The organism is Sutterella sp. AM11-39, from assembly GCF_003472385.1.
In the GTDB taxonomy this organism is placed as follows: Bacteria; Pseudomonadota; Gammaproteobacteria; order Burkholderiales; family Burkholderiaceae_F; genus Duodenibacillus; species Duodenibacillus intestinigallinarum.
Map to the genome: position 1 here is coordinate 37,658 of NZ_QRLV01000006.1, position 25,232 is coordinate 62,889.

At 55.5% G+C, this 25,232-nt stretch carries 22 protein-coding genes; 11 read left to right on the top strand and 11 right to left on the bottom strand.

Going from position 1 to position 25,232, the window contains the following annotated elements; all coding sequences use genetic code 11:
• Window positions 1-85: 85 nt before the first annotated feature.
• Together DW133_RS06285 and dcuC are read left to right on the top strand one after the other, a co-directional pair.
• Window positions 86-1,510, top strand: a complete 1,425-nt coding sequence (locus DW133_RS06285) for an argininosuccinate lyase (protein WP_118275802.1) — start codon at window positions 86-88, stop codon at window positions 1,508-1,510.
• 25 nt (window positions 1,511-1,535) lie between these two features.
• On the top strand, window positions 1,536-2,903 hold the full coding sequence (gene dcuC, locus DW133_RS06290; protein WP_118275803.1) for a C4-dicarboxylate transporter DcuC: 1,368 nt from the start codon (window positions 1,536-1,538) through the stop codon (window positions 2,901-2,903).
• 67 nt (window positions 2,904-2,970) lie between these two features.
• On the opposite strand, the gene DW133_RS06295 is transcribed toward dcuC, so the two are convergent.
• A complete protein-coding gene (locus DW133_RS06295) occupies window positions 2,971-3,909 on the bottom strand; it encodes a bifunctional riboflavin kinase/FAD synthetase (protein WP_118275804.1) in 939 nt (312 codons plus the stop codon).
• Between the two features lie 294 nt (window positions 3,910-4,203).
• Between DW133_RS06295 and purN the strand changes: the two genes are divergently transcribed.
• Together purN and DW133_RS06305 are read left to right on the top strand one after the other, a co-directional pair.
• Window positions 4,204-4,857, top strand: coding sequence for a phosphoribosylglycinamide formyltransferase (gene purN, locus DW133_RS06300; protein WP_118275883.1), 654 nt, complete (start codon window positions 4,204-4,206; stop codon window positions 4,855-4,857).
• 8 nt (window positions 4,858-4,865) lie between these two features.
• Entirely contained in the window at window positions 4,866-6,329 is a 1,464-nt protein-coding gene (locus tag DW133_RS06305; RefSeq protein ID WP_118275805.1) for an RsmB/NOP family class I SAM-dependent RNA methyltransferase, read from the top strand.
• Between the two features lie 86 nt (window positions 6,330-6,415).
• On the opposite strand, the gene DW133_RS06310 is transcribed toward DW133_RS06305, so the two are convergent.
• Together DW133_RS06310 and DW133_RS06315 are read right to left on the bottom strand one after the other, a co-directional pair.
• The gene (locus tag DW133_RS06310) at window positions 6,416-7,348 is read right to left on the bottom strand and encodes an AraC family transcriptional regulator (RefSeq protein ID WP_158571137.1); all 933 of its coding nucleotides are present in this window, start codon (window positions 7,346-7,348) and stop codon (window positions 6,416-6,418) included.
• A gap of 204 nt (window positions 7,349-7,552) precedes the next feature.
• Window positions 7,553-8,302: a carboxymuconolactone decarboxylase family protein gene (locus tag DW133_RS06315; protein ID WP_199588825.1), complete on the bottom strand. Its 750-nt coding sequence runs from the start codon at window positions 8,300-8,302 to the stop codon at window positions 7,553-7,555.
• 432 nt (window positions 8,303-8,734) lie between these two features.
• On the opposite strand from DW133_RS06315, the gene DW133_RS09990 reads away from it, so the two are divergent.
• Together DW133_RS09990 and DW133_RS06325 are read left to right on the top strand one after the other, a co-directional pair.
• Window positions 8,735-9,046 carry a helix-turn-helix domain-containing protein gene (locus DW133_RS09990; RefSeq protein WP_199588827.1) on the top strand — a complete coding sequence of 104 codons (312 nt, stop codon included), beginning with the start codon at window positions 8,735-8,737 and terminating at the stop codon, window positions 9,044-9,046.
• Window positions 9,043-10,233: a type II toxin-antitoxin system HipA family toxin gene (locus DW133_RS06325; protein ID WP_118275808.1), complete on the top strand. Its 1,191-nt coding sequence runs from the start codon at window positions 9,043-9,045 to the stop codon at window positions 10,231-10,233. The genes DW133_RS09990 and DW133_RS06325 overlap by 4 nt, the downstream gene beginning before the upstream one ends.
• Before the next feature lie 56 nt (window positions 10,234-10,289).
• On the opposite strand, the gene DW133_RS06330 is transcribed toward DW133_RS06325, so the two are convergent.
• Window positions 10,290-11,696 (bottom strand): amidohydrolase family protein, encoded by a 1,407-nt coding sequence (locus DW133_RS06330; RefSeq protein WP_118275809.1) that lies wholly within the window; start codon window positions 11,694-11,696, stop codon window positions 10,290-10,292.
• 178 nt (window positions 11,697-11,874) lie between these two features.
• Between DW133_RS06330 and DW133_RS06335 the strand changes: the two genes are divergently transcribed.
• The gene (locus DW133_RS06335; protein ID WP_118275810.1) at window positions 11,875-13,188 is read left to right on the top strand and encodes a M20 family metallopeptidase; all 1,314 of its coding nucleotides are present in this window, start codon (window positions 11,875-11,877) and stop codon (window positions 13,186-13,188) included.
• A gap of 179 nt (window positions 13,189-13,367) precedes the next feature.
• Here the strand turns inward: DW133_RS06335 and DW133_RS06340 are convergent, their stop codons facing one another.
• Both DW133_RS06340 and DW133_RS06345 read right to left on the bottom strand, forming a co-directional pair.
• The gene (locus DW133_RS06340) at window positions 13,368-13,838 is read right to left on the bottom strand and encodes a hypothetical protein (protein WP_118275811.1); all 471 of its coding nucleotides are present in this window, start codon (window positions 13,836-13,838) and stop codon (window positions 13,368-13,370) included.
• 122 nt (window positions 13,839-13,960) lie between these two features.
• Entirely contained in the window at window positions 13,961-14,539 is a 579-nt protein-coding gene (locus DW133_RS06345; protein ID WP_147408888.1) for a hypothetical protein, read from the bottom strand.
• Window positions 14,540-15,103: 564 nt separating this feature from the next.
• Here DW133_RS06345 and DW133_RS06350 point away from each other — a divergent pair.
• The 3 genes from DW133_RS06350 to DW133_RS06360 all read left to right on the top strand — a co-directional run bounded on the left by DW133_RS06350 (window position 15,104) and on the right by DW133_RS06360 (window position 17,174).
• On the top strand, window positions 15,104-15,400 hold the full coding sequence (locus DW133_RS06350; protein WP_118275813.1) for a helix-turn-helix domain-containing protein: 297 nt from the start codon (window positions 15,104-15,106) through the stop codon (window positions 15,398-15,400).
• Between the two features lie 2 nt (window positions 15,401-15,402).
• Window positions 15,403-16,689, top strand: coding sequence for a HipA domain-containing protein (locus tag DW133_RS06355; RefSeq protein WP_118275814.1), 1,287 nt, complete (start codon window positions 15,403-15,405; stop codon window positions 16,687-16,689).
• A 68-nt stretch (window positions 16,690-16,757) separates the two neighbouring features.
• Entirely contained in the window at window positions 16,758-17,174 is a 417-nt protein-coding gene (locus tag DW133_RS06360) for a deaminase (RefSeq protein WP_118275815.1), read from the top strand.
• An 87-nt stretch (window positions 17,175-17,261) separates the two neighbouring features.
• Here DW133_RS06360 and DW133_RS06365 read toward each other — a convergent pair whose 3' ends face one another.
• Together DW133_RS06365 and DW133_RS06370 are read right to left on the bottom strand one after the other, a co-directional pair.
• A complete protein-coding gene (locus tag DW133_RS06365; RefSeq protein ID WP_118275816.1) occupies window positions 17,262-19,055 on the bottom strand; it encodes a 2Fe-2S iron-sulfur cluster binding domain-containing protein in 1,794 nt (597 codons plus the stop codon).
• Between the two features lie 19 nt (window positions 19,056-19,074).
• Window positions 19,075-21,075 carry an FAD-dependent oxidoreductase gene (locus DW133_RS06370; protein ID WP_118275817.1) on the bottom strand — a complete coding sequence of 667 codons (2,001 nt, stop codon included), beginning with the start codon at window positions 21,073-21,075 and terminating at the stop codon, window positions 19,075-19,077.
• Between the two features lie 330 nt (window positions 21,076-21,405).
• Here DW133_RS06370 and DW133_RS06375 point away from each other — a divergent pair, with 330 nt between their 5' ends.
• On the top strand, window positions 21,406-22,107 hold the full coding sequence (locus DW133_RS06375) for a 4'-phosphopantetheinyl transferase superfamily protein (protein WP_147408889.1): 702 nt from the start codon (window positions 21,406-21,408) through the stop codon (window positions 22,105-22,107).
• A gap of 70 nt (window positions 22,108-22,177) precedes the next feature.
• On the opposite strand, the gene DW133_RS06380 is transcribed toward DW133_RS06375, so the two are convergent.
• The 3 genes from DW133_RS06380 to DW133_RS06390 all read right to left on the bottom strand — a co-directional run bounded on the left by DW133_RS06380 (window position 22,178) and on the right by DW133_RS06390 (window position 25,199).
• Window positions 22,178-22,651 carry a hypothetical protein gene (locus DW133_RS06380; protein ID WP_118275819.1) on the bottom strand — a complete coding sequence of 158 codons (474 nt, stop codon included), beginning with the start codon at window positions 22,649-22,651 and terminating at the stop codon, window positions 22,178-22,180.
• 54 nt (window positions 22,652-22,705) lie between these two features.
• A complete protein-coding gene (ispF, locus tag DW133_RS10270) occupies window positions 22,706-23,890 on the bottom strand; it encodes a 2-C-methyl-D-erythritol 2,4-cyclodiphosphate synthase (RefSeq protein WP_118275820.1) in 1,185 nt (394 codons plus the stop codon).
• A gap of 115 nt (window positions 23,891-24,005) precedes the next feature.
• Window positions 24,006-25,199 (bottom strand): porin, encoded by a 1,194-nt coding sequence (locus tag DW133_RS06390; protein ID WP_118275821.1) that lies wholly within the window; start codon window positions 25,197-25,199, stop codon window positions 24,006-24,008.
• Window positions 25,200-25,232: the final 33 nt, after the last annotated feature.

The window sequence follows — 25,232 nt, forward strand, 5'->3', positions numbered from 1 at the left end:
CAAAAACAAATTGTTTTGAGAAGGCGATCAACGGATACTGTCGACAAGTATCCGTTTATTCTCTTTCATTAGGGAGCAATTTGCCGTGATTCACGACGAGTTCTACTGGATCAGCCAGATCAACAAAGCAAGCGTAGTGTCCAACAGCCGAGAGAAGCTTCTCGACGAAGCGACGGCCAAGCTTGCTGCCCGCGGCATTGCCGCCGTTGAAAAGGAGGCCGACGTCGATGCCTCAAAACGCGTCAAGAAGTACATCGCCTACGAACCGATGGTGATAGCCGCTACGGGCCCCGAAGTGACGATTCTGCACGCGGGCCGTTCAAGTCAGGACATTCTCTCGACGATGCGAGTGGCTATTCTGCGCGAGCAGACGTTTGAGCTGTGCGAGGCGCTCGATGCGGTGATCGCCAAGATCCTTTCCTTGGCCGAAGAACATCGCGACACGGTGGTGCCTAACTACACCAACGGCGTAGCCGCGCAGCCCAACAGCTACGCACACTATCTGTTGGGTTTTGCCGCCGCCTTCCTGCGCGATCGCGAACGTTTAAACCAGTGCCTCGTGCGTTACAACGAGTGCCCGATGGGCGCGACCGTGCTAAACGGTACGGGCTGGCCCCTGAACCGCGATGACATGGCCAAGCTCCTTGGCTTTGACCGCCCGCGCCTGAACGCCTTTGACTGTACGTGCGAGACGCCTGTTGACTTTGCGCTTGAAGTGTCGTCGGTCGCCGCTTCCGTCGGCGTGCACGTCGGCTCCATGATCAACGACATCATGGTGCAGTACGCTCAGAGCCGCCCCTGGATCATTTTGCAGGAAGGAGGAGAAAACACGTACGTCTCTTCGGCCATGCCGCAAAAGCGCAATCCGGGCCTCATGAATAACTGTCGCGGTGACGCCAGCGACGTCGTCTCGGAAATGACCGCGGTCTTTACGCGCGTGCACAATCTCGTTCCCGGCATGGTTGACGGAAAGAGCGTGGCCAAGAACGGTCGCATGACGAAGTCCGCAGTCTCCATGCTGGAGCGCTTCCTCAAAGTGCTGAACGCGCTTCGCATCAATCCTGCGCGAGCGCTCGAAGAATTGAACAGCGACTGGACGGCTTCGCAGGAAATCGCCGATCGCCTGATGCACGACCACGGACTGCCGTTTCGCATTGGTCACCACGTCGCCAGCCGCATGGTTTCCTGGGCGCGAGCCAACAATGTTTTGCCGCAGGACTTCCCGTACGAACAGATGCAGCGCATCTATGTTGAAGAAATTCGCGAGGAGTTCCCCGAAGGTCCCGAAGTGCTGCCTATGAGTAAGGAAGAATTTCTCGAGGCGCTTGATCCGCGTAAGATCATTGCCAACCGAAAGACCAAGGGCAGCGCCGCTCCCGCAGAGGTCGAGGCGATGCTCGCGGACTTTGCCGCCGGGCTCAAGGCCGAACAGGGCAAGACGAACGCGATGCGTCAACAGGTGACCGACGCCATCGCAGGACTCGAGGCCGCCTTTGCCGAACATCTATAAATTCCAACTCTAAGGAGATAACAAAATGTCTTCGGTATTGCCTCTGATTGCCGTGATCGTGACAGTGATCGCTGGCTGGGCGCTGATCAAGCGCGTGCAGACGCATATGGTGCTGTTGTTTGCAGGTCTGGCTATTTTGATCTGCGTAGCGCTTGCCGGCGTCGGTTTCCTTCCGAAGGGTGTCAAACCGTCAGGATTTTGGCTCTTTGATATTTTCTCGACTTTGAAGTCTATTGCCACCAAGCAGAGTTCGGGCATCGGTTTTCTCATCATGACTGCCGGCGGCTTTGCAGCTTATATGGACCGAATCGGCGCTGCCAAGGCGCTTGTGGACGTAGCCGTCAAACCGCTTTCGGCCCTGAAGGCTCCTTACCTTGTGCTGGCTTTCGGGTATGTCGTCGGTCAAATGCTTGTGACCGTGATTCCGTCTGCGGCGGGCCTTGCCATGCTTCTGTTGGTGGCTTTGTTCCCGATTCTCAAGGCCGTGGGCGTTTCTGCCGCAGCGGCCGCTGCCGTGATCGGTACGTCGGCAGGCATGACCTTTGCCCCGACGGCAGGTACCGCCAGTCTGGCTGCCAAGGTGGGCGGTCTTGATCCGATCATCTACCTCGTTCAGTATCAGTTGCCGCTCGCAATCCCGACTCTGATCGTCGCCGCGATCGCGCACTATTTCGTGCAGCGCTACTACGACAAGAAGGGTGACGATCAGGTCGCTGAAGTCGTGGAAGTTAAGAAAGTGGACGTTCCGGTTGTGCCCAAGTGGTATGCCTTCTTCCCGGTGCTTCCGATTGCATTGCTGATCATCTTCTCCAAACTTGTCGTCTCTTCGATCAAGCTCGATACGGTGGCTGCACTCTTCATGGTGTGGGTGCTCGTGGTAATCGTCGAATGGATCCGCCTGCGCGATGTAAAGAAGATCTTTAAGGATGGCATGGCTATGTTCCAGGCCATGGGCAAGATGTTTACGGGTATTGTGGCCCTGATCATCTGCGCTGAGTTCTTTGCCACCGGGCTGAAGACTTCGGGGCTCATTGACGTCATCATCAACTCGGCCAACGGCGTGGGTGCCGGCATGGGTGTGATGACTGTAATTCTGACGGCGATCGTGTCGCTCGTGACGTTCTTGACGGGTTCCGGCGTCGGTGCTTACTCATCGTTTGCGTCTTTGGCTCCGGACGTGGCGGCCGGTTTCGGCGGCTCCGTTGAAGCTCTGGTCACTCCGATGCAGTTTGCAAGCGGCATGATTCGCGCCATGAGCCCGGTGGCCGGTGTGATCATCGCAGTGGCCGGTGCCGCAGGCGTCTCGCCCATGGCCATCGTGCGCCGCACCTGGATTCCGATGACACTCGGGTTGATCACCACCTTGATCTTCAATCAGATCTTCTTTGGCTGATCAAGCGACTGACTTCAGACACAATGGCCCGTGAAGCTCACAAGGTGACACGGGCTTTTTAGTGGCTTCAGACGCCTAGAAGTCGTCGCGCCGTTTCGGCATCACGGTTGATGGCAGCCTTGAGCTCTTCGAGTCCCGAGAACTTCTTTTCGTCTCTGAGTTTTTGCACGAACTCAATTTCGACGATGCGCCCGTATGCGTTGCCGGAATAATTAAAGACGAATGTTTCGAGAAGCCAGCGGCGCTCAGACGCAACGGTCGGCTTGTAGCCGAGGCTTGCGGCGCCTCCGAATACGGTTTCGCCGTCGAGCCCCTTGACGCGCACGGCAAAGACGCCGTGCAGGGCGCAGACGGCCTTTGAGCCAGGAGGCAGCATTGCCACATTGAGCGTCGGAAATCCCAGTGTTCGGCCGAGCGCGGCGCCGTGGATGACGCGGCCGGTGACGCGGTAGGGGCGTCCAAGCATGGTTTGCGCTTCATTAAGATCGCCCGATGCCATTGCAGCACGAATGCGAGAACTCGATACTCTCTCGTCAGATTGATAGAGCAAAGGGGTGGCAACGGCTTCAAAGCCTAAGGTTTCGCCCAGACGCTTGAGCTCGGAAAAGTCACCTGAGCCGCCTGCACCAAAATGGAAATTGTTGCCCACCGTCACCCAACGGCAACTGATGCCTTCGGCGAGGATGTCGCGCGCAAACGCTTCGGGCGAGAGTGAGGCAAATCGTTTGTGAAAGGGCATGATGTAGACCGCATCAATGCCGCAGCCGGCAATGGCGATCATTTTGTCGCGCAGCGTGCAGATGCGGGCAAAGGGATCTTTGCCGAAGAGTTCGCGCGGATGCGGTTCAAACGTGACGACGGCGGCAGCGAGCCCTCGGGCGTGCGCTACCTGAGTCACCGCGCGAAGGAGTCGCTGGTGGCCGAGGTGAACGCCGTCGAAATTTCCGATGGCGACTGCGCAGGGGCGTTTGTGAGAGGGGCCGGGAAGGCCGCTGATAATCTGCATGCCGGTCTGTAGGATGAATGTTGCCTAAATGACGGTCAGAAGCGTGAGGCGGTTGATCGGAACCGTTCGCACAGAAACTTACCGTCGCAGATTATAAGAAAAGGCCTTCGGCGATGTGATGCGAATTCTTTTCCTGCCGTTGCTGCAACTCAAGTACAATTGCCCTGCCAAAACAGAGCGGGTGTCGCTCGTTGACTCGACACCCCTTGTCCATTCGAGATTTCCAGATTTCCTTTAATTAGATAGATATATGCTGACCCGGTCTTGGAGAAAGAGCCGGGCGCATTTGCATTCATGAAAAACATCGTAGTTTTGATCTCGGGCCGTGGCTCGAATTTCGTGGCGATTGCTCAGGCCTGTGAAAGGGAAAATTGGGCTGCCGAGGGCATCCGCATTTCGCTTGTTCTTTCCAACCGTCCCGATGCGGCCGGACTTGAACGCGCCAAGGAAATGGGCATCGAAACGGCCGTGGTCGATCACAAGGCTTTCGAGACCCGTGAAGACTTCGAACGCGCCATGATTGAGATCATCGACAAGCACAATCCCGATGTGGTGGTGCTTGCCGGCTTCATGCGCGTTCTGACGCCCGTCTTTGTCGATCACTACGAAGGCAAGATTCTCAATATTCATCCCGCTCTGCTGCCGCTCTTTAAGGGCCTGGATACGCACAACCGCGCGTTGCAGGCCGGCGTTCGCGTGCACGGCTGCACGGTGCACTTCGTGAGTTCGGAACTCGACGGCGGCGCCATCATCGGTCAGGCTGTCGTGCCGGTGCTCGCAAGCGATGATGCCGATACGCTTGCTCACCGCGGCCTTCGTCTCGAACATATTCTTTATCCGCGTGCCGTCAAGGCCGTGGCTTCCGGCAAGGTCAAACTTGTCGACGGCCGCACCGTGACGGACGACGAAACGGCCAAGTCGCTCGCCGTTTTTGACTGCTGCGCATAAGAAAAGCCATGGAACAGAAAACCAAAAAGATGCCGTTTGCGCCGGTCAAGGTCCGCCGCGAAAAATCGGAAAAGAAGCTCACGGAACGTCAACGTGCCGCTCAGAAGCGCCAGGCCGAGCAAAACCGCAAGGCTGCTCCTGCCAAGGGCGTGCCTTCCGCGATGCGCCAGCAAAAGCTCAATCCCAACAAGGTCCGCATCACCAATCTGATCGCGGGTGAACTCGCGCGCGCTTTTGCAGTGATCCTCAAGCTTGACGGTCCGGCCGACACGCTCATGAAGGCGTTCTTCAAGTCCAACCCGAAGTTGGGCAGCCGCGATCGCACGATTCTTGCCGAAGCCATCTTCTACGCGCTGCGTCACTATTCCGAAATTGCCTGGCGCATGAAGCCGGTGAAGCCCGAACGCGCTCCCAAGGTGGCCGCGTTCCTGACGCTTGCGATGCAGTACGGTGTCGAGAGCATGGGCGATCAGGTTCTCGGCTCCGAAAAGGGCCCGGTGACCAATATGCTGGGACTGAATCTCGAAAAGGCTCCGCCCGAAGTGCGCGCCGAGATGCCGTTCTGGCTGTATGAGCTCGAAAGCAAGCAGTACGGCGAAGCCGCTGCGAAGCTCTTTGAGGCTTCGTTGCAGGGAGCTCCGCTTGACTTGCGTGTCAATACACTGAAAGCCAAGCGCGAAGACGTCATTGCGGAACTTGCCGAGCACAAGGTGACGGCCGAACCCATGCAGTTCTCGCCTGACGGCATCCGTCTGACGGACAAGCCCGGCTTGATTCGCTGGCCAGTCTACCAGGAAGGCCGCATTGATATTCAGGACGAGGGCAGTCAGCTGATTGCTCGCTTGGTCGGTGCCAAGCGCGGTGAAATGGTTTGTGACTTCTGCGCGGGTGCCGGAGGCAAGACGTTGGCTCTCGGTGCACTGATGAAGTCTTCCGGCCGTCTGTACGCCTTTGATATCAACGAAAAGCGCTTGCAGGGGCTCACCCCGCGTATGCGCCGCGCCGGACTTTCCAACGTCCACCCGGTGGCCATTCGCGATGAAAAGGACAACCGCATCAAGCGTCTGCGCGGCAAATTCGATCGCGTACTGGTGGATGCGCCCTGTACCGGTACCGGTACGCTTCGCCGCAACCCGGATCTGAAGTGGCGTCTGACCCCGCAGGAACTCGATCGCATCAATGCGGTGCAAAAGAGTGTTCTGGAGGAGGCTGCCAAGCTTCTCAAGCCCGAAGGTCGCATCGTGTACGCGACCTGCTCGGTGCTGCAGCGTGAAAACCAGGATGTCGTCAATGCGTTCCTGGAATCTCATCCGGAATTTGAACTTCTGAACGCCACCGACGTGCTCGCCAAGCAGGGGGTGACACTGCCTGACTTCCAGAAGGAAGAGTTCGGGGACTTCTTCGTGATGCTGCCGCATCGCCATCACACCGACGGTTTCTTTGCGGCCGTGTTGCAGAAGAAGAAAGCCTGATTTCATTCGCTTTCCAGCAAAACAAAGAGCCTTGTCGAGAACGTATCGGCAAGGCTCTGATGTTTTGCGTGAGGGATGTCCGAAGATCAGTTCCGTTCGGAAATCGACTTCTTGGGCGGCAGACCGAATGTGCGCTTGTATTCGCGACTGAACTGATTCGGGCTCGTGTAGCCGACTTCATACGCGGCTTGGCTCGCACTGTATCCGCGCGCCACCATCAAGTGCTGGGCAAGAAACAGGCACTGACGCTTGTAATACTGCAACGGCGTCATCTTGGTGACCGTTTGGAAGTGACGGTAGAACGTCGAGCGCGTCATGTTGCACATCTCTGCCAGGGCCTCGATGTCAAGGGGCTTGCCCGTGTTCTGACGAATCCATTGAATTGCGCGATTGATGCGGTTGGCGGGCGTGTTCTGACTGAAGAACTGTGAAAGTGCAGCACCCTGCGGGCTCATGAGAAGCACGTAGGTGAGCTCGCGCTCGATAATCGGGCCTCGTGTGGCCAGCTGCTCAGGATTCTGATAGACCAGACGCAGCAGTCGTTCAAAGGCTTCGACGATGTCCACCGTTGCGGGCATCGCAGTGAAGGCGTGAACGGTGTGACCGACAACGACTCCCTTGTGTTTGGCTGCAATCTCGGGGCAGGTTGCCAACAGATCGGTCAAAACTTGTGGATCAAGTTCCACGGAGATGGAGACAAACGGTTTGGTGTCGCTTGCACATGTCACTTCGTAGCTGGCAGGGGAGTCCGCCGCCGTCGTGCAGCTCGTGCCTTTGCCGTATTCAATGTTTTGCCCGTCAGTCGTGCTGCGCTTACGCCCTTGAAGAATCAGACCGGTTGAAAGCGTGTAAAAAGTATTGGTATTGACTATCGGACAGGGCTGCACGTGAAAATGCAACCGCGGCATTGCTTTGGGAGAAAAAAGAGATACACCGTTTTCTCTCCACTGATTCAGAGCAATATCCTTGAGCGCATCCAGACGGGCGCGAAGATCTTCTGACAGCGTAATCTCGAACACAAGCGAATCCTTTCTTTGTTCCGCCGAACAATGTTTGTCATCACACTCGCATTGGCAATTGAAAAGCCATAGCGTACTCATTTTGCACCCGTAATTTTGCAGAAACTTTGCATTGTCGTCAGCTGAAACGGCAGTCTGTTTGAAAATGTTTCGGGCTGCCTGCTCGGAGAGGAAAAGCAGGCAGCCTGAAGAGCCGTTCAAGAGCTACTTGGCGGGATGAGCGGCTTTTTCAACGACGGCAAGCGCGTTGAGCGTTCTCGGGTAGCCGAGCAGGGGTGCAAACTGCAGGCAAGCGGCAATCAGAATCTCTTCGTTGTTGCCCATCTTGAGGTTGCCGGCAGCATGCGCGGCCATCTGAGCGGTGGTGTCGCCCTGTGCGGCCAGATAGCAGAAGGTAACGAGTTCACGTTCCTGAAGCGTCAGACCGGAACGCACGTAGTAGTCGCCGAAGCAGTTGGCAGAAAGCCAGCGGCGGATGGCAACGGTCTTTTCGGGGCCGGACTTGGAAAAGCCCTTCATGCCGGGGCCAAAGATTTCTACCTGAGCGGCTTCGCCCTTGACGACGCGTTCAACGTCCTTCTGTTCGGTCGTGTCGGGTAGGGGAAGCTTCACGCCGCGCGAGGTAAAGACGCGGTTCATGATGTCGACGAAACCGCGTACGCGACCCATACCGAGATAAGCCGTGCCCTGATAGACGATTTCACGAACTTGCGTGGGCGTGACGCTGGCGTCGAGCGCCTGCGGCAGGCGCACTTCAAATTCTTCTTTGCCGCCGCAGCCAAGCAATGTGGCGAGGATCACAAAATGGCGACGCGTCTTGCCCAGAACGGGTTCAACCGTCTTAGCGACTTCTTCTTCGTCGAAGTACTTGAAGAAGCGGGCGTACTCGGGATCGGTCATTGCAAGATCGGAAACAGTCGGTGCGGCGGCTGCGGCCGGATTGAGTGCGGACATGAAAACAGCTCCTGCGGCGAGTCCGGCGGACCCGCCCAAAAGATTGCGACGTGAAAGAGATTTCTCAGACATTGAACACCTCATTTAGTTCAGTGTTTTGCTGATTTCATTATCCGAAAGAGCAGGGCAAGTTGGGTGCCGAAACGTTGCCCGATATTCTCAAGTCGCCGAGCTTAAGAAGAAGGTGGAAGAGGGCAATTATTTTGTGAAATCAAGCTGTAATGGTCAAAAAATCCTTTAAAATCAACATACAAAACATAACTACTATTATATTGAGCAAAATTCATTAGCAATGTTCTATATATTAGAAATTGGCAAATTCAGTCACTTTCGGGCGTATCTAAAAACTCGACTAGAGTGAGAGATAACTGCTAATATTTGAGCGAATAACGCTTAAATTTGACCTTAATCGCTAAAATTAGAGCGGATACTGTGTTTGATGGACACATATCGACGATCGCTAACTTGAAGTCGCCCAAAGAACTGCGTTTGCAATTGGCAGAACGGGCTAGAGAGCTGAGACTGACGCGCAACATGCGTCAATCGGATCTTGCTGAGCGCTCTGGCGTGACGCTCGCGTCCATACGTCGGTTTGAGAAGGAGGGAGAGATCTCACTCAAGAACCTGATGCTGATCGCCATTGCGCTCAATCGAGCCCAAGACGTGGAGCAGGTGTTCCGCCTCAATGAAGACATTGATCTTTTTAAGCCTGAACCCAGGAAGCGTCAACGAGCCAGAAAATGAGAACGCGCGTTCTGCTAAACCTGGAAGGAAAACATCGCTTTGTCGGTTTGCTGTCGGCAGATCGGATGGGAGCGTTGTTTCAGTATGCACCGGAATTTGTGGCGGATGGTTTGGAAGTTTCTCCGTTATCGTGCCCGCTACGGGCATCGGTCTTTCGCGGCATTCCTGGATTCGTGAGCGACAGTCTTCCTGATGGTTGGGGAAATTTGCTTCTGTCTCGCAGACATGCTTGTGAAGACAGGCGTTTTGCAGAAATGGCAGTATCAGCGCGACTCGCCGGCATTGGTAATCAGGGCGTGGGGGCCTTGGAATTCGAGCCGGAAACGTCGAACCCGGAAGAATCTTGTCGTCACGACAGCTGCAACTGCATTGATCTCGATGCCGTTGCCGACGGTATCCGGTCTGTCCAAGCAGATGAAGCTACTCATACGGAACTCGATGAACTGATTCGTTTGAGCGGGTATGCCGGCGGCGCACACCCTAAGATTGTGTGCCTGGTCTCTGATGACAAAAGGCTGGTTAAACCGGGGAAGGCGCCAAGACCCAATGGCGCTCCGTGGATCATCAAATTCAGTAATTTGACCGATCCTGAAGACAGCGGGGCGCTCGAGTATGCGGTGTCGCTTCTGGCTAAGAGTGCCGGCATCGACATGCCCGAAACCCATTTGTTCGAGTCTTCAAAAGGCGCAGGATGGTTCGGCATTCGCCGATTCGATCGTACTTCTTCCGGAAAGGTGCACATGGCAACGGCAGCTGGGTTGTTGCATTGCGATTTTCGGCAGCCATGTCTCGACTATCAGACACTGATGGCGTTGACGCAGCATCTGTCCGGTGCTGGTGATTTGGAGCAAATGCTCAAGCGTGCATACTTCAACTTCGTCATCGACAATCGGGACGATCATGCGAAGAACTTTAGTTTCCTGATGGACGGCAAAGGCCGTTGGCGCTTGTCTCCTGCTTATGACTTGATTCCGAACATCGGAGGTTTCGAACACATGACTGCCCTGAGTGGTGTAGGAAAGTCTCCAGCGCGAACGCTCTTTGTTCGTCTGGGTGAAGACTTCGGTATGACTCTGCGTAAGGCGCAAGCCGCTCTAGAAGAAGTGGATGACAGCCTGGATCAGTGGCTCCAACTGGCCAAGAACTGCGGTGTCAAAGCACCTCCTGTATTTGAACCGATCAGATAAAACGCAGCCGGACACTTCGTCAAGCGTCCGGCCGTCGTATGAACGCACCTTGTTTATCAAAGCGCAGGCATACGCTCGATCTGCGTTCCTGGATCGACGACGATCGCCTTCATGCCGCGTGCTTCAATGGCCTTCTGACCGCGTTCGGTGCAGATGACTGTGGCGCCTTTCGCGCAGAGTTTTCCGTCGAAAAGAACCTTTTGACCGGCCACGAAGGACGCCTTGGGTGTCTGCGTGGCGTAGTCGTAGACGGTGATGTCGGCGTCGGCCCCGACGGACAGGTGCCCCTTGTTCTTGAGACGCAGCATGCGGGCGGGATTGAGGGACGTTTTCTGCACGAATTCCGGCAGACTCAGCACGTCAAGCTTCACAAGCGACAGCCCCTGGGACAGAATGACATTGCGCGGAATGCAGCCGCCGTCCGTGGAGATTGCGTCGACAACGAACGAACCGTCATCTCGCTTGGCCTGCGCGAGCGCAATGCGCGGCAGCGGCGGATTGATGTTGAAGCTGCCGCCGACGTCACTACCGGCTTCTTCCCAAAGCTTGAGAGCTTCTTGTCCTGTGACCAGATCCGAATAGCCGCCCGCGTCGTAAACCACGAAGGCCTTCTTGGCCAACAAGGCCGCGCGAACGCCGTCTCGATCTTCCGAGAATCCGAAGTGACGCAGGCAGTTGCCGGTGACCTTCGACTGAATCTTGCCGTCGGGCCCGCATGTGAGGCGTGTGCCGTTCTTGGGCGAAATATAGCTTTCGCAAAAGATGTTCGGGTTCTTTTTGAGCAGGTCCATGGCGATGCCGGCTTCTTCCATATTATTTTTAATGGCGCCGCGGCAGTAGGCGTTGATGTGCGCCAGGTGCAGCGGATAGCCGTCAGCCATTTCGACGGCCTCGATCATGCCTTCGATGTTGGAGCCGTGCTCGGTCGTGCCGGCGTGCCATGCGGCGTAAGCGCGGCGTTCCAGAGCAGTCTTGATGAGTTCGGACGATACGGCGGGAGTCAGCGGATAGTGGCCGCCGAGGAGCTTGACGCCCAAAGCACCTTGTTCAAGTGATGCATCGATGAGCGTTTCCATTTCGTGTTTGCTGGGCGTCGTCGACTTGAACGTAAACGGCGGCGAAGCAAACTGCAGAATGGCCATGTTGATGCCCGCGCCATACTGAGGCACGTTGTCGAGAATGTCGTCCAGTGGCCCAGCCATATCTAGGCAGGTCGTGACGCCGTTCATCGCGAGCATTTTCGGACCAAACGGCGAGCCCCACATCGTGCCGAGGTGAACATGGCTGTCGATGATGCCTGGTTGCAGCACCAATCCTGTGAAGTCGATCACTTCGCGCGCGGAAGAGCCGAGATCCGGCCCCACAGCCGCAATCACACCGTTTTCAACGGCGACGTCGCAAACATCGTTGACGCCGTTGAGCGGATCAACGACCTGAGCGTTTTTCAGAAGCAGGTTAAACATAGAAAACACTCCTTCGGATAGCTTTGTCAGACGTAGCTTAACGCGGTCTGATGCAAAGAGGTCAGGCTCAACATAGCCGCGTCATAATTACACGTGCATAGTTAAGGTTATGTTTGCTCATGGCTGGTTAGCTAACCGACGGTGAGCAAATTCGTACTCTGAAAATAGGGAGCGAACGATGAAAGAAACACTGGGCATTTTTGCCTTTTCCTGCCTGTCGCTTTTGACTGCAAGCGCTTTTGCCGCGGCGCCGTCGTGGCTTGACACGGCTGTCAGCGCCGAGGCGGCTCATACTGTGGAGATGCGACGCCATCTGCATGCCAATCCGGAACTCGGCAATCAGGAAAAGCAGACCCAGGCCTACATCGTTCAAAAACTCAAAGAGTTCGGCGTGGATGAAGTCCTTGTGGGTTATAAGAATTCGCCCACGGCCGTCATCGGGGTCATCAATCCAAAGAAAGACAATGCCATCGGCTTGCGCGCGGACATCGACGCTTTGCCGATCAAGGAAAATACGGGTCTTGCCTTTGAAAGCAAAGCCAAAGGACAGATGTGGGGCAAAACGTCTGATGTGTCGCACATGTGCGGTCACGACATGCACATGGCGATGTTGCTGTCTGCTGCCCGCATTCTTGCCGCACACAAGGCTGACGTCCCGCGCAAGGTCGTGCTTGTCTTCCAGCCGGCCGAAGAGGGGGATTCAATAACGAATCCGTTCGTGTCTGATAAGCCGAAACTCTCGGGCGCTCGTGCATTGGTTGAAGACGGACTGCTTGAACAATTTGGCATCAAGCAGATGTACGGCATCCATGTGATGGCCAGAGTACCGGCCGGCAAAATGTTGGTGGCGCAGGGCACGGCCCTTAATTCTGCCGACGCCTTCCAGATTGACATTGAAGGCCGTCAGGCGCACGGCGCGATGCCGTGGACCGGTGTTGACGCAACATTGACTGCGGCTCAGACAGTTGTTGCCCTGCAGCAGATCGTGTCGCGTAACGTGAACCTTACGCAAGGCATGGGCGTGATTACTGTCGGCAAGCTACAGGCAGGGGAGACGGGAAACGTGATGGCGGGCTCTGCCTCGATGCTCGGCACGATTCGCGCCAACCACAACGACATCCGCAGCAAGCTTCTGGAGCGCATTCCTCAAGTAGCCGACGGTACGGCCCGAGCATCCGGTGCGATTGCAAAGACGAAACTCATTGAAATTTACCCCGTCACGGTCAACGATCCGGAACTGGCTGGCCGCATAACAAAGGAACTGACGGAATATGGCGTCGACGCTCGGATTTCGGATTGGAATCCAGGTGCGAGCGAGGACTTTTCGTTCTATGCACAGAAAGTGCCGTCGGTGTTCATGTTCTTGGGCGGCGACCCCAAAGATGCGAAGAACGCACCCAACAACCATTCGGATAAATTCAGTCCGGATGAATCGGCGATGCCGGCCGGTGTGAGAGCACACATCGCCGCGGCAATGACTCCGGTCAAATAATCTTGAAAACAACGGACCGGGATCGAAGGTATCGAAACCGGTCCAATAAACGTCAAAAATCTCAAAAATTCAACTCAACATAATAGTAGTTATGTTGAATAACGACTAAAAAAACGAGGCAGAACGCATTTTTGCGACTCCGCCTCTTTTCTTGTTTATGTTCAGTTGAGAGCCTCCGCTTACCTTACAACGCCAACACTGCTCAAATCGAGCGCAGAAATGTCACCGGAAAGAATCTTCATTACGTCAAGCTTGAGAGCTTCTTTCTTTTGTGCATCGGTCAGACCAAGTGCATCACGTTCATTGCGGGCGCTGCGCGTTTCATGTCGAGCGTCCATTGCGATCGTGAGCAACGCGTACCGGATGGAATTGCGTTGTATCTCATCTCCAATGTGGCTCTTGCCGATGCAATCTGCCAGCCCGAACGCAGCATCCTTGCTGCCGGCTCGTACAGCCGTGGCAAACAAATTGCAGGCTTTTTTCTCATCCTCAGGCGACGGATCGGACTTCATCACCAACTTGGCCTGGTTGTATTCCATCATGCCCGGTTCGGGTTGCGGCGCGAATTGTTCCCACAGCGCAGCTGCCAAAAACAGCACGAAAAGAACCTGGGCGGCTTTCTCTTGGTTGATGTTCTTCAGAGCGGACATTTGTTTGATTGGAAATGATGCAAAGATTGGCCGAGTCTAGCTCGAAATGCTCTTCAGAGCGACTCGGCCGGCTGTTTGTATGAAATAGTATTTGATAAGACTGTATCTTTAAAAATACTAAATCAGAACTTTGGCATCATCGAGTGAAGTTTGGAAAGCCCCTCTTTCATCGTGATGTCCAGATCAGACGAAAAGCGCTTGTCGGTGACGGAGGCCTTGAACCAGCCGGCGGAAACCCCGGTCCAGATAATCTTGCCGTTACGCAGGTCAATGATGCTCAGAGGCATTTCAACACGGTTGCCCTCTGCGTCCACGTAGCCGCCGATCATGGCGGCGTCAACGCCGAGCACTGTCTGGACTTTCTTGAGGTCCTCAGCCTTTACTTCTTGCTTATTAAAGACAGCATACGAGAGATCACGACTAGCGAGCACGCCGTTGCCTGTGGACAGACGGGTCAGTGCTTCATTCGTGGCCATGAAACGAAGCTTGGGGTTCTTTTCCTGCAGAGCGGCTGCGAGTTCGAACTGAACTGTTGGCTGGTAAGCCGCCACTCTGGACGAATACAGAAGCGGAAGGACGACGACGGATGTCACCGAGCCTTCTGCATAGCTGGCGCTCAGAGCACCTTTGGAAACCGGGCCGGTGGCTGCGCAGCCGGTCAAGGCCAGAGCTGCACCGAGAAGGAAAGTCCTGCGAAGCATGGTTCTCTCTTTGTTTGATGTTGATGTGACCTCGATTCTGCCATGACCGTCTTTAGTGTCGCTTATGCGTGCCGAACGGAGCGGGAAAACGGACCGTGTTTAAAGACAATCTAATGGTCGGATGCTCGAGACGAAAATTTTGAGGGCATTTAAACGCGCTTGTGTCTTGAGGTCAAAACACACGAAAAACCATACAAGATCAAGTGTCATTTAACCCTACTTAATGTATGGATACTTAATAGTTCCTCGCTATAGAATCGGACAGGTAGACCTACTGGACCCCTTGAAAAGGGAAACAGGCCACTTTGGTAACTCGAAACGACGCTGACTGACTAAGAACGACGTTGTTTGAACAAGTTTTTGTCTGCCTGAGAACTTAATAACACGTTAGATCAAACTAGCAAACTGTGATAAAAACTGAAATCCTACAAGAAAGGCAAAAGAAATCCATAAAATCAGAACGATTAATCAAGGCCTTACCAAGATTTTCAGAAATGTTGAAAATGTGAGATAATTATCATAATGAAAAGAGTTAGTCGGTATAACTAGTTGAATTAAATAGATATGAGACCGTCCTTTGCTGTTGAAGAATCTCTGGTAGCGCTTGGTCACAATATGAAAGTGGCTCGTTTGAAGCGTCGCCTCCCCCAAAACGTCCTAGCCGAACGTGCGGGGGTCTCTCTGTCGACTCTGTGCAAAATAGAAAACGGCAATGGAGGAGTCGCGATTGCAAGTTACGCAGCCGTTCTCCTCGCTCTCGACCTGGGCACCCCTTTCGCCGAAATCGGACGCAGCGACCCTTTGTCCCTCGCGCTCGAAACTGAGACCCTTCCGAAACGCATTCGCAAATCCGGAAAATAGTCATGCCCCAGGTTGTTCCCATTGCTTGGCTCAAAAAGGACCAGACCGTTCCCATTGGTCAATTGGTTCTTAGTGACGACTCCGGCCAGGGAGCGTCGATGGCTTTCCGCTACGACAAAGAATGGCTCTCGTTCGGTTTTCCTCTCGGCAGCGATCTTCCGTTGAGTCCGACGATTCATTACCCTTCGACCGACTCCATGGAAACCGATCCGGTGCTGGCAGCTCGAAGCGATGTCTTCGGGTTTTTTGCTGACCATGCTCCTGGAAAGTGGGTTGAGAAACTGATTCGGCAGGCGCATTTAAATGACCTCAAAATTGATTTTCTTGAGGGCACACCCGCGTCAACCGAAATATGGACGCACTCAGGACACGTTTTTGGGCGGTTTTCCTCCTTGGCGCTTCCCCTAACCCACGGATTTCACACGAAATTTTTGCCGCCAGTTCTTGAACTTGATGGGGGCGGCAAAATCTCTAAATCAGTCAAAAACCTGGGTTTAGCCATGCAGACACTGCATGCCGGAGCCTCGATTCGAGGTAAAGAGCTCGTGGAGATGCTGCTTTCGAGCGCCATGGAGCTTGGCGGCACCAATCCGAAATGCGTGGTGCGTCTGGGCAAGTCAGAAGACGAGTGGGTCGTTCGTCACGCCTCTGCTCGTGAGCCTGTTAATTCCGCCTTGTGGATGGCAGTGACTCGGGAGCTTGCTCAGGCCTGCGGCGTCAAGGTGGTCGAGGGTAAGCTGATTGCGCCGAGACTCTATGCGGAACGCCGCTTTGACCGTGGCGACGACGGATCTCCCCTGCTTTGTTTGTCGGCCGCCTCGCTTGTCCGCCGTCAGATAACGCGCGAGAGGATTCTTCATCCGACCCCCAAGACCTATCTCGACATAGCCGACATTCTCAATCGGTGCGGTGCCGATCCGACAGCCGATTTGAGAGCTCTGTTCGCCCGACTGCTTTTCAATACGCTCACCGGCAATAACCGAGATCGGCTCGATCAGTTCTGGTTTACACCGACTGACCTCGGCTGGAAGCTTCTTCCGATGTACGCGCCTTGTGCACAGCTGCCTATTCTGTCGGCCAGGTTCCTCTCGACGCCACTCAAACCCGGTGTCAATGTCGCCGATCCCGACACGGCCATTTTGTTGTCGCGCTATTTCGGGGTGACCACCAAAGAGGCCAAGGCAATGCGGCTAGAATTCATGCAGGTTCTTTCCGAGTGGCAGCGTATCGCCGAAAAGGCAGGCGCTGATCTCCTTGAAATTCGTCAGATGCAGGGAGCGTTCGGTTAGGTAAATATATAGTATTTATTAAGCTACTACCTCAACAAATACTATTTTGCTCTTTCAGGCTAACGATTATGGACATCAAAAAAGACAATGCGATGTATATGCAGATTGCGCAGATTGCTGCTAACCGCAGCTATGCTCAACGTTTAAAAGTCGGCTGCGTCATTGTCAAAAACAACTCCATCATCAGCTTCGGATGGAACGGCATGCCTACGGGATATGACAACTGCTGCGAGATCGAGGTCGACGGAAAATTGGTGACGCGCCCTGAAGTGCAGCACGCGGAATTGAACGCGATCAGCAAATTGGCCTACAACGGATATTCCAGTCACGGGGCGAGTATTTACATCACACACTCGCCCTGCATGCACTGCTCTCTTCTCATACAGAAGTGTGGTATCGAAGCGGTCTACTATCACGAGATCTACCGTGATGATTCCGGTCTGAAGTTCCTGCGTGCGGCCGGTATTCACGTCGAGCAGCTCTGAGCAGCTTTCCTTTATTTCATAATAGGAAAAGGACGCCGTCCGAAGATCGGATTCGGCGTCCTATCGATTAACGGACTTTTTGTCCGCTTAGCCTAAGCGGACCTTTTCCCATATTTCTGCGATACCGGGATTGCGGCGCTTCTGCTGTCGATCCTTGTAGTTCGTGTGCAAAAGCGTTTCTGCTCGATGGCTCAAGGGTTTTTCCAGGAACTCATCGTAGAGACGAATCACATCGGGATTTCGGTGGCTCTGGCGGATCGGGCGATCGGCATCAATGCGGTAGATTGACTGCGTGCGAGCATCCATTTTGTCAAGATAGCTGTTCTTGGCGCGGATGGTACCGCCACCGTCAACACAACCGCCCGGGCATGCCATCACTTCAATGAAGTGGTACTCGCACTTGCCTTCGCGAATCTCTTCAAGAATTTTTTCGACGTTGGCCAGACCGTGCACCACGGCAATCTTCACCTTGCCCTTTTCGCCAAGGTCAACCGTGCCTTCCTTCACCCACTGCTTGCCGCGGGCCGGTTCATAAACGACATGCCCGAGCTCCTTGCCGGTGACGACGTGGTAAACAGTACGAACGGCTGCTTCCATCACACCGCCTGTTACGCCGAAGATGGCGCCGGCGCCCGTGTTCTGCGACATGAAGGGGCTGTCGAATTCGCTTTCGGCAATTTGCAGCAGGTCAATCCCGTGACGGCGAAGCACGCGAGCAAACTCACGGACGGTAAGCACGAGATCGGTGTCAGGCATGCCATCGTTCTTGAGCTGACTGCGGGCGGCTTCGTCCTTCTTGGCCGTGCAGGGCATGATCGAGATAAAACGCAGCTTGTCCGGATTGATGCCGTGTTCGCGGGCAAACCAGGTCTTGGCGAGCGACCCGAAGATCGCTTGCGGCGAACGGGTGGTCGAGAGGTTCGGAATGATTTCCGGGTGCACTTTTTCGACAAAGTTCACCCAACCGGGGCAACAGCTTGTCATCATAGGCAGCGTTCCGCCGTCGTTCAGACGTTCGAGCAGTTCCGTGCCCTCTTCCATGATGGTGACGTCGGCTGCCCAGTTGATGTCGCAGACATAGTCGGCGCCGAGCTGCTTTAAAGCCGTCACAATGCGCTTTTCAAGGTTGGTGCCCGGAGCCGCCTGGAAGGCGTCGCCTAAGGTCACACGCACGGCCGGGGCAAATGCCACGACGGTCTTGATTTCGGGGTCGGAGAACCAATCCAGTGCGACTTCGGTCTGATCTTTTTCACTCAGAGCGCCCGTCGGGCAAACAAGCGAACACTGTCCGCACTGCACGCATTTGGCGCTGTCGGCCCAGAGTTTGGCACCTGCAATGCCTACGCCGCATTCGTTGCCGATGTTGTCCATCGTGAGAGCCGAAACACCCTGCACCTGGCGGCAAACTTCCACACAGCGGTAGCAGCGGATGCACTTGTTGGCATCGCGCACCAGGCCATTGGCCGACCAGTCCAGAGGGCGTTTTTCGGTAAAGCGGCCGTTGCAGCTGTTGTGCTGCAGGCCCACATAGAGTGCCACGTCCTGTAGCTCGCAGTTGCCGTGACGCGAGCAGCTCGCACAGTCCTGATCGTGATCGGAGAAGATCCAGGCAACCTGCCAGCGCTGCATTTCGCGGATGCGCTTGGTCCGGGTCTGCACGCGCATGCCGTTGGTAAGCGGCGTCGTGCAGGCCGTCACGATCTGACCGCGGCCTCGGTCGTCGGTTACTTCCACAAGGCATACGCGGCACGTGCCGGGCGTGTGGTTCAAGGGCAGATAGGCGCACAGTGTCGGGATGAAAATGCCAAGGCGCTTGGCGGCATGCAAAATGGTTTCGCCCTCTTGGAATTCGAATTCTTTGTCGTTGATCCAGGCTTTCATTTTCTGTCTCCCTCGCCTTTTAGAACACCGAGCTCACGGTGCGCTTGTTGTTGTAGTTGCCGGGAATCGGACGGGGTGTCACGACCGCGTAGATGCGGTAGCAGCGCATGCAGCGCTGTGCTTCGAGTCGTGCTTGTTCGTCCGTAAACGTCAGATCAACTTCACAGAAGTTCTTTTCGCGATCCTGCACGGAGATGTGCGGCACCTTCTGGCGGGCAGCCGTGCGAACCGGCGTGACGGGTTCAACGTCTTCCAGGAGCTTGCAGTCGCGGATGATTTCGCCCATGCGCGAGCGCGGGGTAAAGCCCACGGAGCCGCGCGAGAGGTATTCATCGATCGAGTAGGCGGCCTTTTCGCCTTGAGCAAGACCACCGATGAGCGTGGTGGGGCCGGTTGCGCAGTCACCGCCCGCAAACACGCCGGGACGCGTCGTGGCCAGAGCCGGCGTCACAGAAATGGTGCCCCAGCGGTTCAGAAGTACGCCGTCGGCTTCGCTGAAGACGTCGCGCTCGACTTTCTGACCGATGGCGGCGATGATCGTTGCGCACGAGAGATCGAATTCGCTGCCTTCGACGGCACGCACTCCGCGGCGGCCGCGGGCGTCTTTTTCAGTGAGTTCCATGCGGGTGAGTCGCACGCCGGTTACGCGGCCGTCTTCACCGTTAATCGCCGTCGGATTGGTGAGGAAATGGAATTCAACGCCTTCGTCGATGGCTGCGTCGATTTCTTCCTGGTCGGCCGAAGCTTCGTTGCGGGTGCGGCGGTATACGACATGCACCTTGCCCGTGGCAATGCGGCGGGCCGAACGGCAGCAGTCCATGGCGACGTTGCCGCAGCCGACGACCACCACGTCGCCTTCGAGCGTCGGAGTCTTGCCTTCGGACAGTTGTGTTTCAACGTTCAAAAGGAAGTCAATGCCGTTTTGGTAGCCGCAAAGAGAGCGATTTTCGCCGGGCAGCCCCAGATAGGCGCCTTCGGCGCAGCCGATGCCAAGGAAGACGGCGGCGTACCCCTCTTCGAAGAGGCTTGAGACGGAGAAGTCCTTTCCCAAGCGCTTGCCGTAATGCCAGACGCCGCCGAGCTCGGTGATGGCATCCGTTTCCTGTTGCAGCAAGCCCTTGGGCAGACGATACGGCGGAATGCCGCGCAAAGCCATGCCGCCCGCCTTGGTGTCTTTGTCATAGATGTCGACCGGATATCCCATCAAGAGCAGGTGGTAAGCGCAGTTCAAGCCGGCCGGCCCCGCACCCACAACGGCTACGCGAGCCTTGCTGCGATCGACAGTAGGTTTCATGCCGTTAAAGAGTTCGTGAATCGGCACGCCCGTGTTGTCGCTTACCCAACGCTTGATGTCGCGGATGGCGATCGGCTTGTCGACTTCGTTGCGGCGGCAGGCCGCTTCGCAGGGACGCACGCATACGCGTCCGCATGTGGCTACCAGCGGATAGTGATTGAGCAAAACTCCCGCGGCAAGTTCCGGATGGCCGTCGCGTACGTAGTCGATATAGCGAGGAACATTGACGTGAGCCGGGCACGCTTCAATGCACTTGGCGGTAATCGTGACGAACATGTCGCCGCGCATGGGTTCGGCCGTTTCAAAGAGACGTTCGCGGAAATGCTTCATGGCGCCCACGAAAGCGGCCGGAGCCGTGCGGCCGATGCCGCAGAGGCTCGTGAGCATCATTTGCTCGGCCGATTCATAGATGTGATCCCAGTCGACAGCAGCTCCTCTGCCCTCGACCAGATCGCGCAGAGCAAGTTCAATGAGGCGTGAGCCTGTGCGGCATGGCGTGCATCGGCCGCAGGAAGCCTCGGAAACTTTTTCGTAGTAGCCAAGCAGGACTCCCGCCAGACTGACGGAATCGTCGAACACCAGAAAGCCGGCGTTGCCGATGACGACGTCAATCGGATTGCCGGGATTGAAGTTTTTCAGGGCCTTGAGGTCAAGGCCTTCCGGGGCCTTGTCGTCGCCCAGCGTGTTGTCGTACTTGATCCCGTTCCATACGCCATAGCGGATCATTTGTTTCTCTCCTGTAGCAGAACGTTCGTCTTGCGGTGGGGATGCGTCGGCGTCAACCTGTCTGAAATCTTCTTTTTGGTATCTGCAGTTGCGCGCCTTCAACGAATTGGCTCGAAAAGATTGGCAAATTGTACTGAAATCGGGCTCGGGGAAAAGATTGCTTTTCCGTGTCGCTTGCCATCGTGTCGGCCGTTATTCGTTCGTCTGAGATTATAGGTGTATTACTATTTTCAATCAAATAACTATTATTTTTAAATTTTGATAGATGGGCTGTTATGTTGGGACGATTGGCTGATGCGGCAGATGGCTCCGATATGTCACAATCTCTATATGACCTCACGCAATGCTCTAAATACACCTGCAACGCTGCGTCTGGCTATGGCTCCTCGCGCCGAATCGTTGCCCGGCGATCGTCTGATGAGGAACATCAGCGCAGAGGCCGCCTTGCGCGCCACGACATTTCTGAGCCACAAACGGCGTCTGGAATTTCTTTGGGCTCGCGTGCTTTTGGCCAAGCTCCTGGAAACCGAGCCCGATGCGGCTGTTGTCGAAACTCCACCCCGCTCTCCGCGCATTGTGGGAGCAAGTTTCGGACAGACTTCCATTTCGCACACCAAGACCTGGATCGGTGCGGCGGTAAGTTCTGTTCCCGTCGGTATTGACCTTGAAGTGATGCAGCGCTCCCGAGTGAGCGAAGCGATTTTTACCCGCCTTTTTGACAAGCGTCATTGGGATGCTGCCGAGGACCATGTTACCGACTTCTATTGCTTCTTCGGCATGTACGAGTCGGCCGTGAAAATGAACGTGCCGTTTTGCTCGGCGTGCGACTGCCCCTACGTCGGACATTCCGAGTTGAGTGCAGCGGCGGTGTGTTTCTTTACCGACGGCGAGACGCTTTTGACTGTCGTCACCGAAGAGCCCGTGCGGATTGAAATCTGTCAGTATGAAGTGAGCGCAGACGCGCAGGAGCTCATTGTGTCCGAAGCGCAGTTGTTTGAACCGATAGATGGTCCCGCCTGTCTGCGGCTCTGAAATTTCCTTCAAGAAAAAAAGCCTGTCGGCGATGTGACAGGCTTTTTTGATCTCGGCAACCGACGATCGGTTATTTGCGCTTTTTGCGGCCGACCTTGACTTCTTCGATCTTGCCGGACTTAAAGGCGAGTTCGCGCCAGTTCTTGCGGGCAAAGATGAGTATGCCGTAGACGACCAAAGCGATACCCAGGCCCAGTAATGTGGCCGTTAGGAATGACTTCTGGTAGAAGATGACCGAGGTTACCATGCCGACGATCACGGCGACGACTTCGGGCCAACCCATGCCGGGTTTGCGCTTTTCCAGACCAAAGTCGGCGTTGGAGAATTCTTCGAGCGAAATCACACGTGTGCCCGGTGCCGGATCTTCCGAGACTTCACCGTGCTTTTCGGGCATCTTCATGCCGCGCTGGGCATAAACGCGCTGAATGGCGGCAAACTGGCTTTCGGTCAGAGGTTCCTGAACGCGCTTGCGCAGTTCTTCGTTCGTCAGTTGATTGAATTCGCCGGCTGCGGCGCGAATGGCGCGTTTTGTGGATTGGGCCATGACGTTGTTCCAGTACGAGATCTTGAATGGATGTTTCGCGGTAGACGCGGGATTTTAACAGCAATCGCTTTGGAGTAGCACCACGGCCTGGGTGCTAACCCCCTCTTCTCTGCCTTCAAATCCGAGTTTTTCATTGGTCTTGGGTTTGATAGAAACGCTGCCTTCGTCAAGTTCCAGAATCTCTTCGATGCGCGTTTGCATGGCGGCCACGTGCGGATTGAGCTTGGGTTTTTGCGCGACCACAACGGCGTCGATATTCACCACGCTCCATCCGGCTTCGCGAACCGCCTCATAGGCGGTCTTCAAAAGAACGGCGCTGTCGGCTCCCTTGTACTTCGGATCGGTGTCGGGGAAAAACGTGCCGATATTGCCCAGGCGCGCAGCACCCAGAACGGCATCGGTGATGGCGTGCAGCAGCGCATCGGCGTCGCTGTGGCCGTCAAGGCCCAACGTATGTTCGATTTCGATGCCGCCGAGAATGAATTTGCGGCCTTCCACCAGGCGATGTGAGTCGTAGCCGATGCCGATGCGCATTTTCATGGGAGTCTCCGTTAGCGATCGAGCGTCTTCAATGTCCTGAGGACGCGTGAGTTTGATGTTTCGTGACGAGGATTCGACGACGCCCACGGCGTAGCCGGCGTCGCGCATAGCGCTCGATTCGTCAGTGGTTTCAAGGTTTTCGGCAAGCGCCGATTTCAGCTGCCTGTATGGGAAACATTGCGGCGTGGCGATGCGCATCAGCCCGTTGCGTTCGACGTCTTCAACGAGAAGGCCCTTTTCGTCCACGCGCTTGACCGTGTCCCAGACCGGTACGGCAAGAACCATGCCGGCGCACATCCCCTCTTCGATTCCCTTTTGCGTGCGGACAATCAGATTGGAAACATCCTGCGGCTGCACGAAGGGGCGCGCGGCATCATGTACCAGAACCAGGTCTTCATCGGCGATAGTGTCCGAGAGCGCCTCGAGTGTTTGATAGACCGTCTCAGCTCGCGTCTTACCGCCGGTGCGCAGCACGGCCGCAGGAATAGCAAGCGTCTCGACGTATTCGTCTTCGGGACTGACAGCAACATAGATGCCGTCAATTTCCGGCACATCCAACAGAGCGAGCACGGTCGTCTGCAGCACCGTCTGTCCGCTTCGCCCAAGAGGCAGGTATTGCTTGGGGCGGTCGGACAGCATGCGAGAGCCGCAGCCAGCGGCGGGCACCACAACGAAAACGCGGCGATTGGCGTAGGTCATAGCTATGTATAAAAAGACAAACGTGTTCGGATTCTACCGCGCAAGAAAAATCCCGCCGACTCCGTGAGCCGACGGGACTGGCCTTTCAATCGGCTAGCTTATGTAAGCATTCCGATTAGAAGATGTGACGCAGACCGACGATGACCTGGGTGGCCTTGACTTCATCAAACTTCCCGTCGTTGTCTTCCAATTTCAGCTGCTTATAACCGATGCCGGAATAGATGATCGTACGCTTGGAGAGATCGTACTCGTGAGCCAGGAACACGTTCCAGTTGGTGGCATCCGTGTTATCCGGATCGTCGTTGGCTTCGAGGTAGCCGTAGTAAGCACCGGCATACAGGCGACCGCAGGGCAACGGGAACTGAGCGCCGAGGTGGAAGTTGTAGCCGTCGGCATCGTAGTAATAACTTTGATTCTTGGTATCAGTTTTGTCAGTATCGTTGAACCAGAAAATGGCGCTGTAGCCGAGGCCGTCACCGAAACCGGTACGGGATCCTTTGACGTACTGACCGAATGCCGTGACGCGTGCCACACCGAAGTCATAATGGCCGCCAATGCTCAAAACGCGGCTATCGCCAACGTTCGGATTAGTATTTTCGTTGTCGCCGGGGGCGCCTACCTCACTCTTGTTGTAATGGCGGAACATCACGGAGTCATAAACGGCTACAACACCCAGCGGACCATTGTTATAGGTCAAGCCTGCGGCAAAGTAACGGTTGCTGCCGCGTTCGTTGGCGCGGGAGTCATCGTCATCGCCTCCAACCGTGTCGTTGGCAAACGAATACTGCAGATAGCCGGTAAAGCCCGCAGCCGTCGGAGTCTGGTAGGTCACCATGTTGTCCAGGCGCATGCCGTTGCCCTGGTAGTTGCCGATATTGAAGATGCCGTCCCAGCCGCCGGGCAGAACGTCGGCGTTGACGCCCCAGATATCCAGCGTACCGGCGCCGGAAATGAGCGTACCGGCACGGCCGAAGCTCAACGTGCCATAGGGAGAATGGAACTTGAGCTGAGCTTCACGACCGAACATGCGGCCTCCCTGTCCCAACGCACCGCTATCGGACGAAAAGCCGTTTTCCAGCACGAAGGACACAGAGTAGCCGTTGCCCAGGTCTTCGGTACCCTTAAAGCCGAAGCGGGAACCGGAGTTGTAGCCGTTGATTTCTTCAAATCTGTTTTCGGTGGGTTCGTTAAGGGTATTGACGTGGGTGTAGCCCAAACCGGTGTCAACGATACCGTAGAGCGTGAAATCCATAGCGCTTGCGGTAGCGGCCGTCATGGTGGCTGCAACAGCGATGGCGATCTTTTTCATTGTCAGAGTCTCCCGTGGAGATGTGTTTTTATT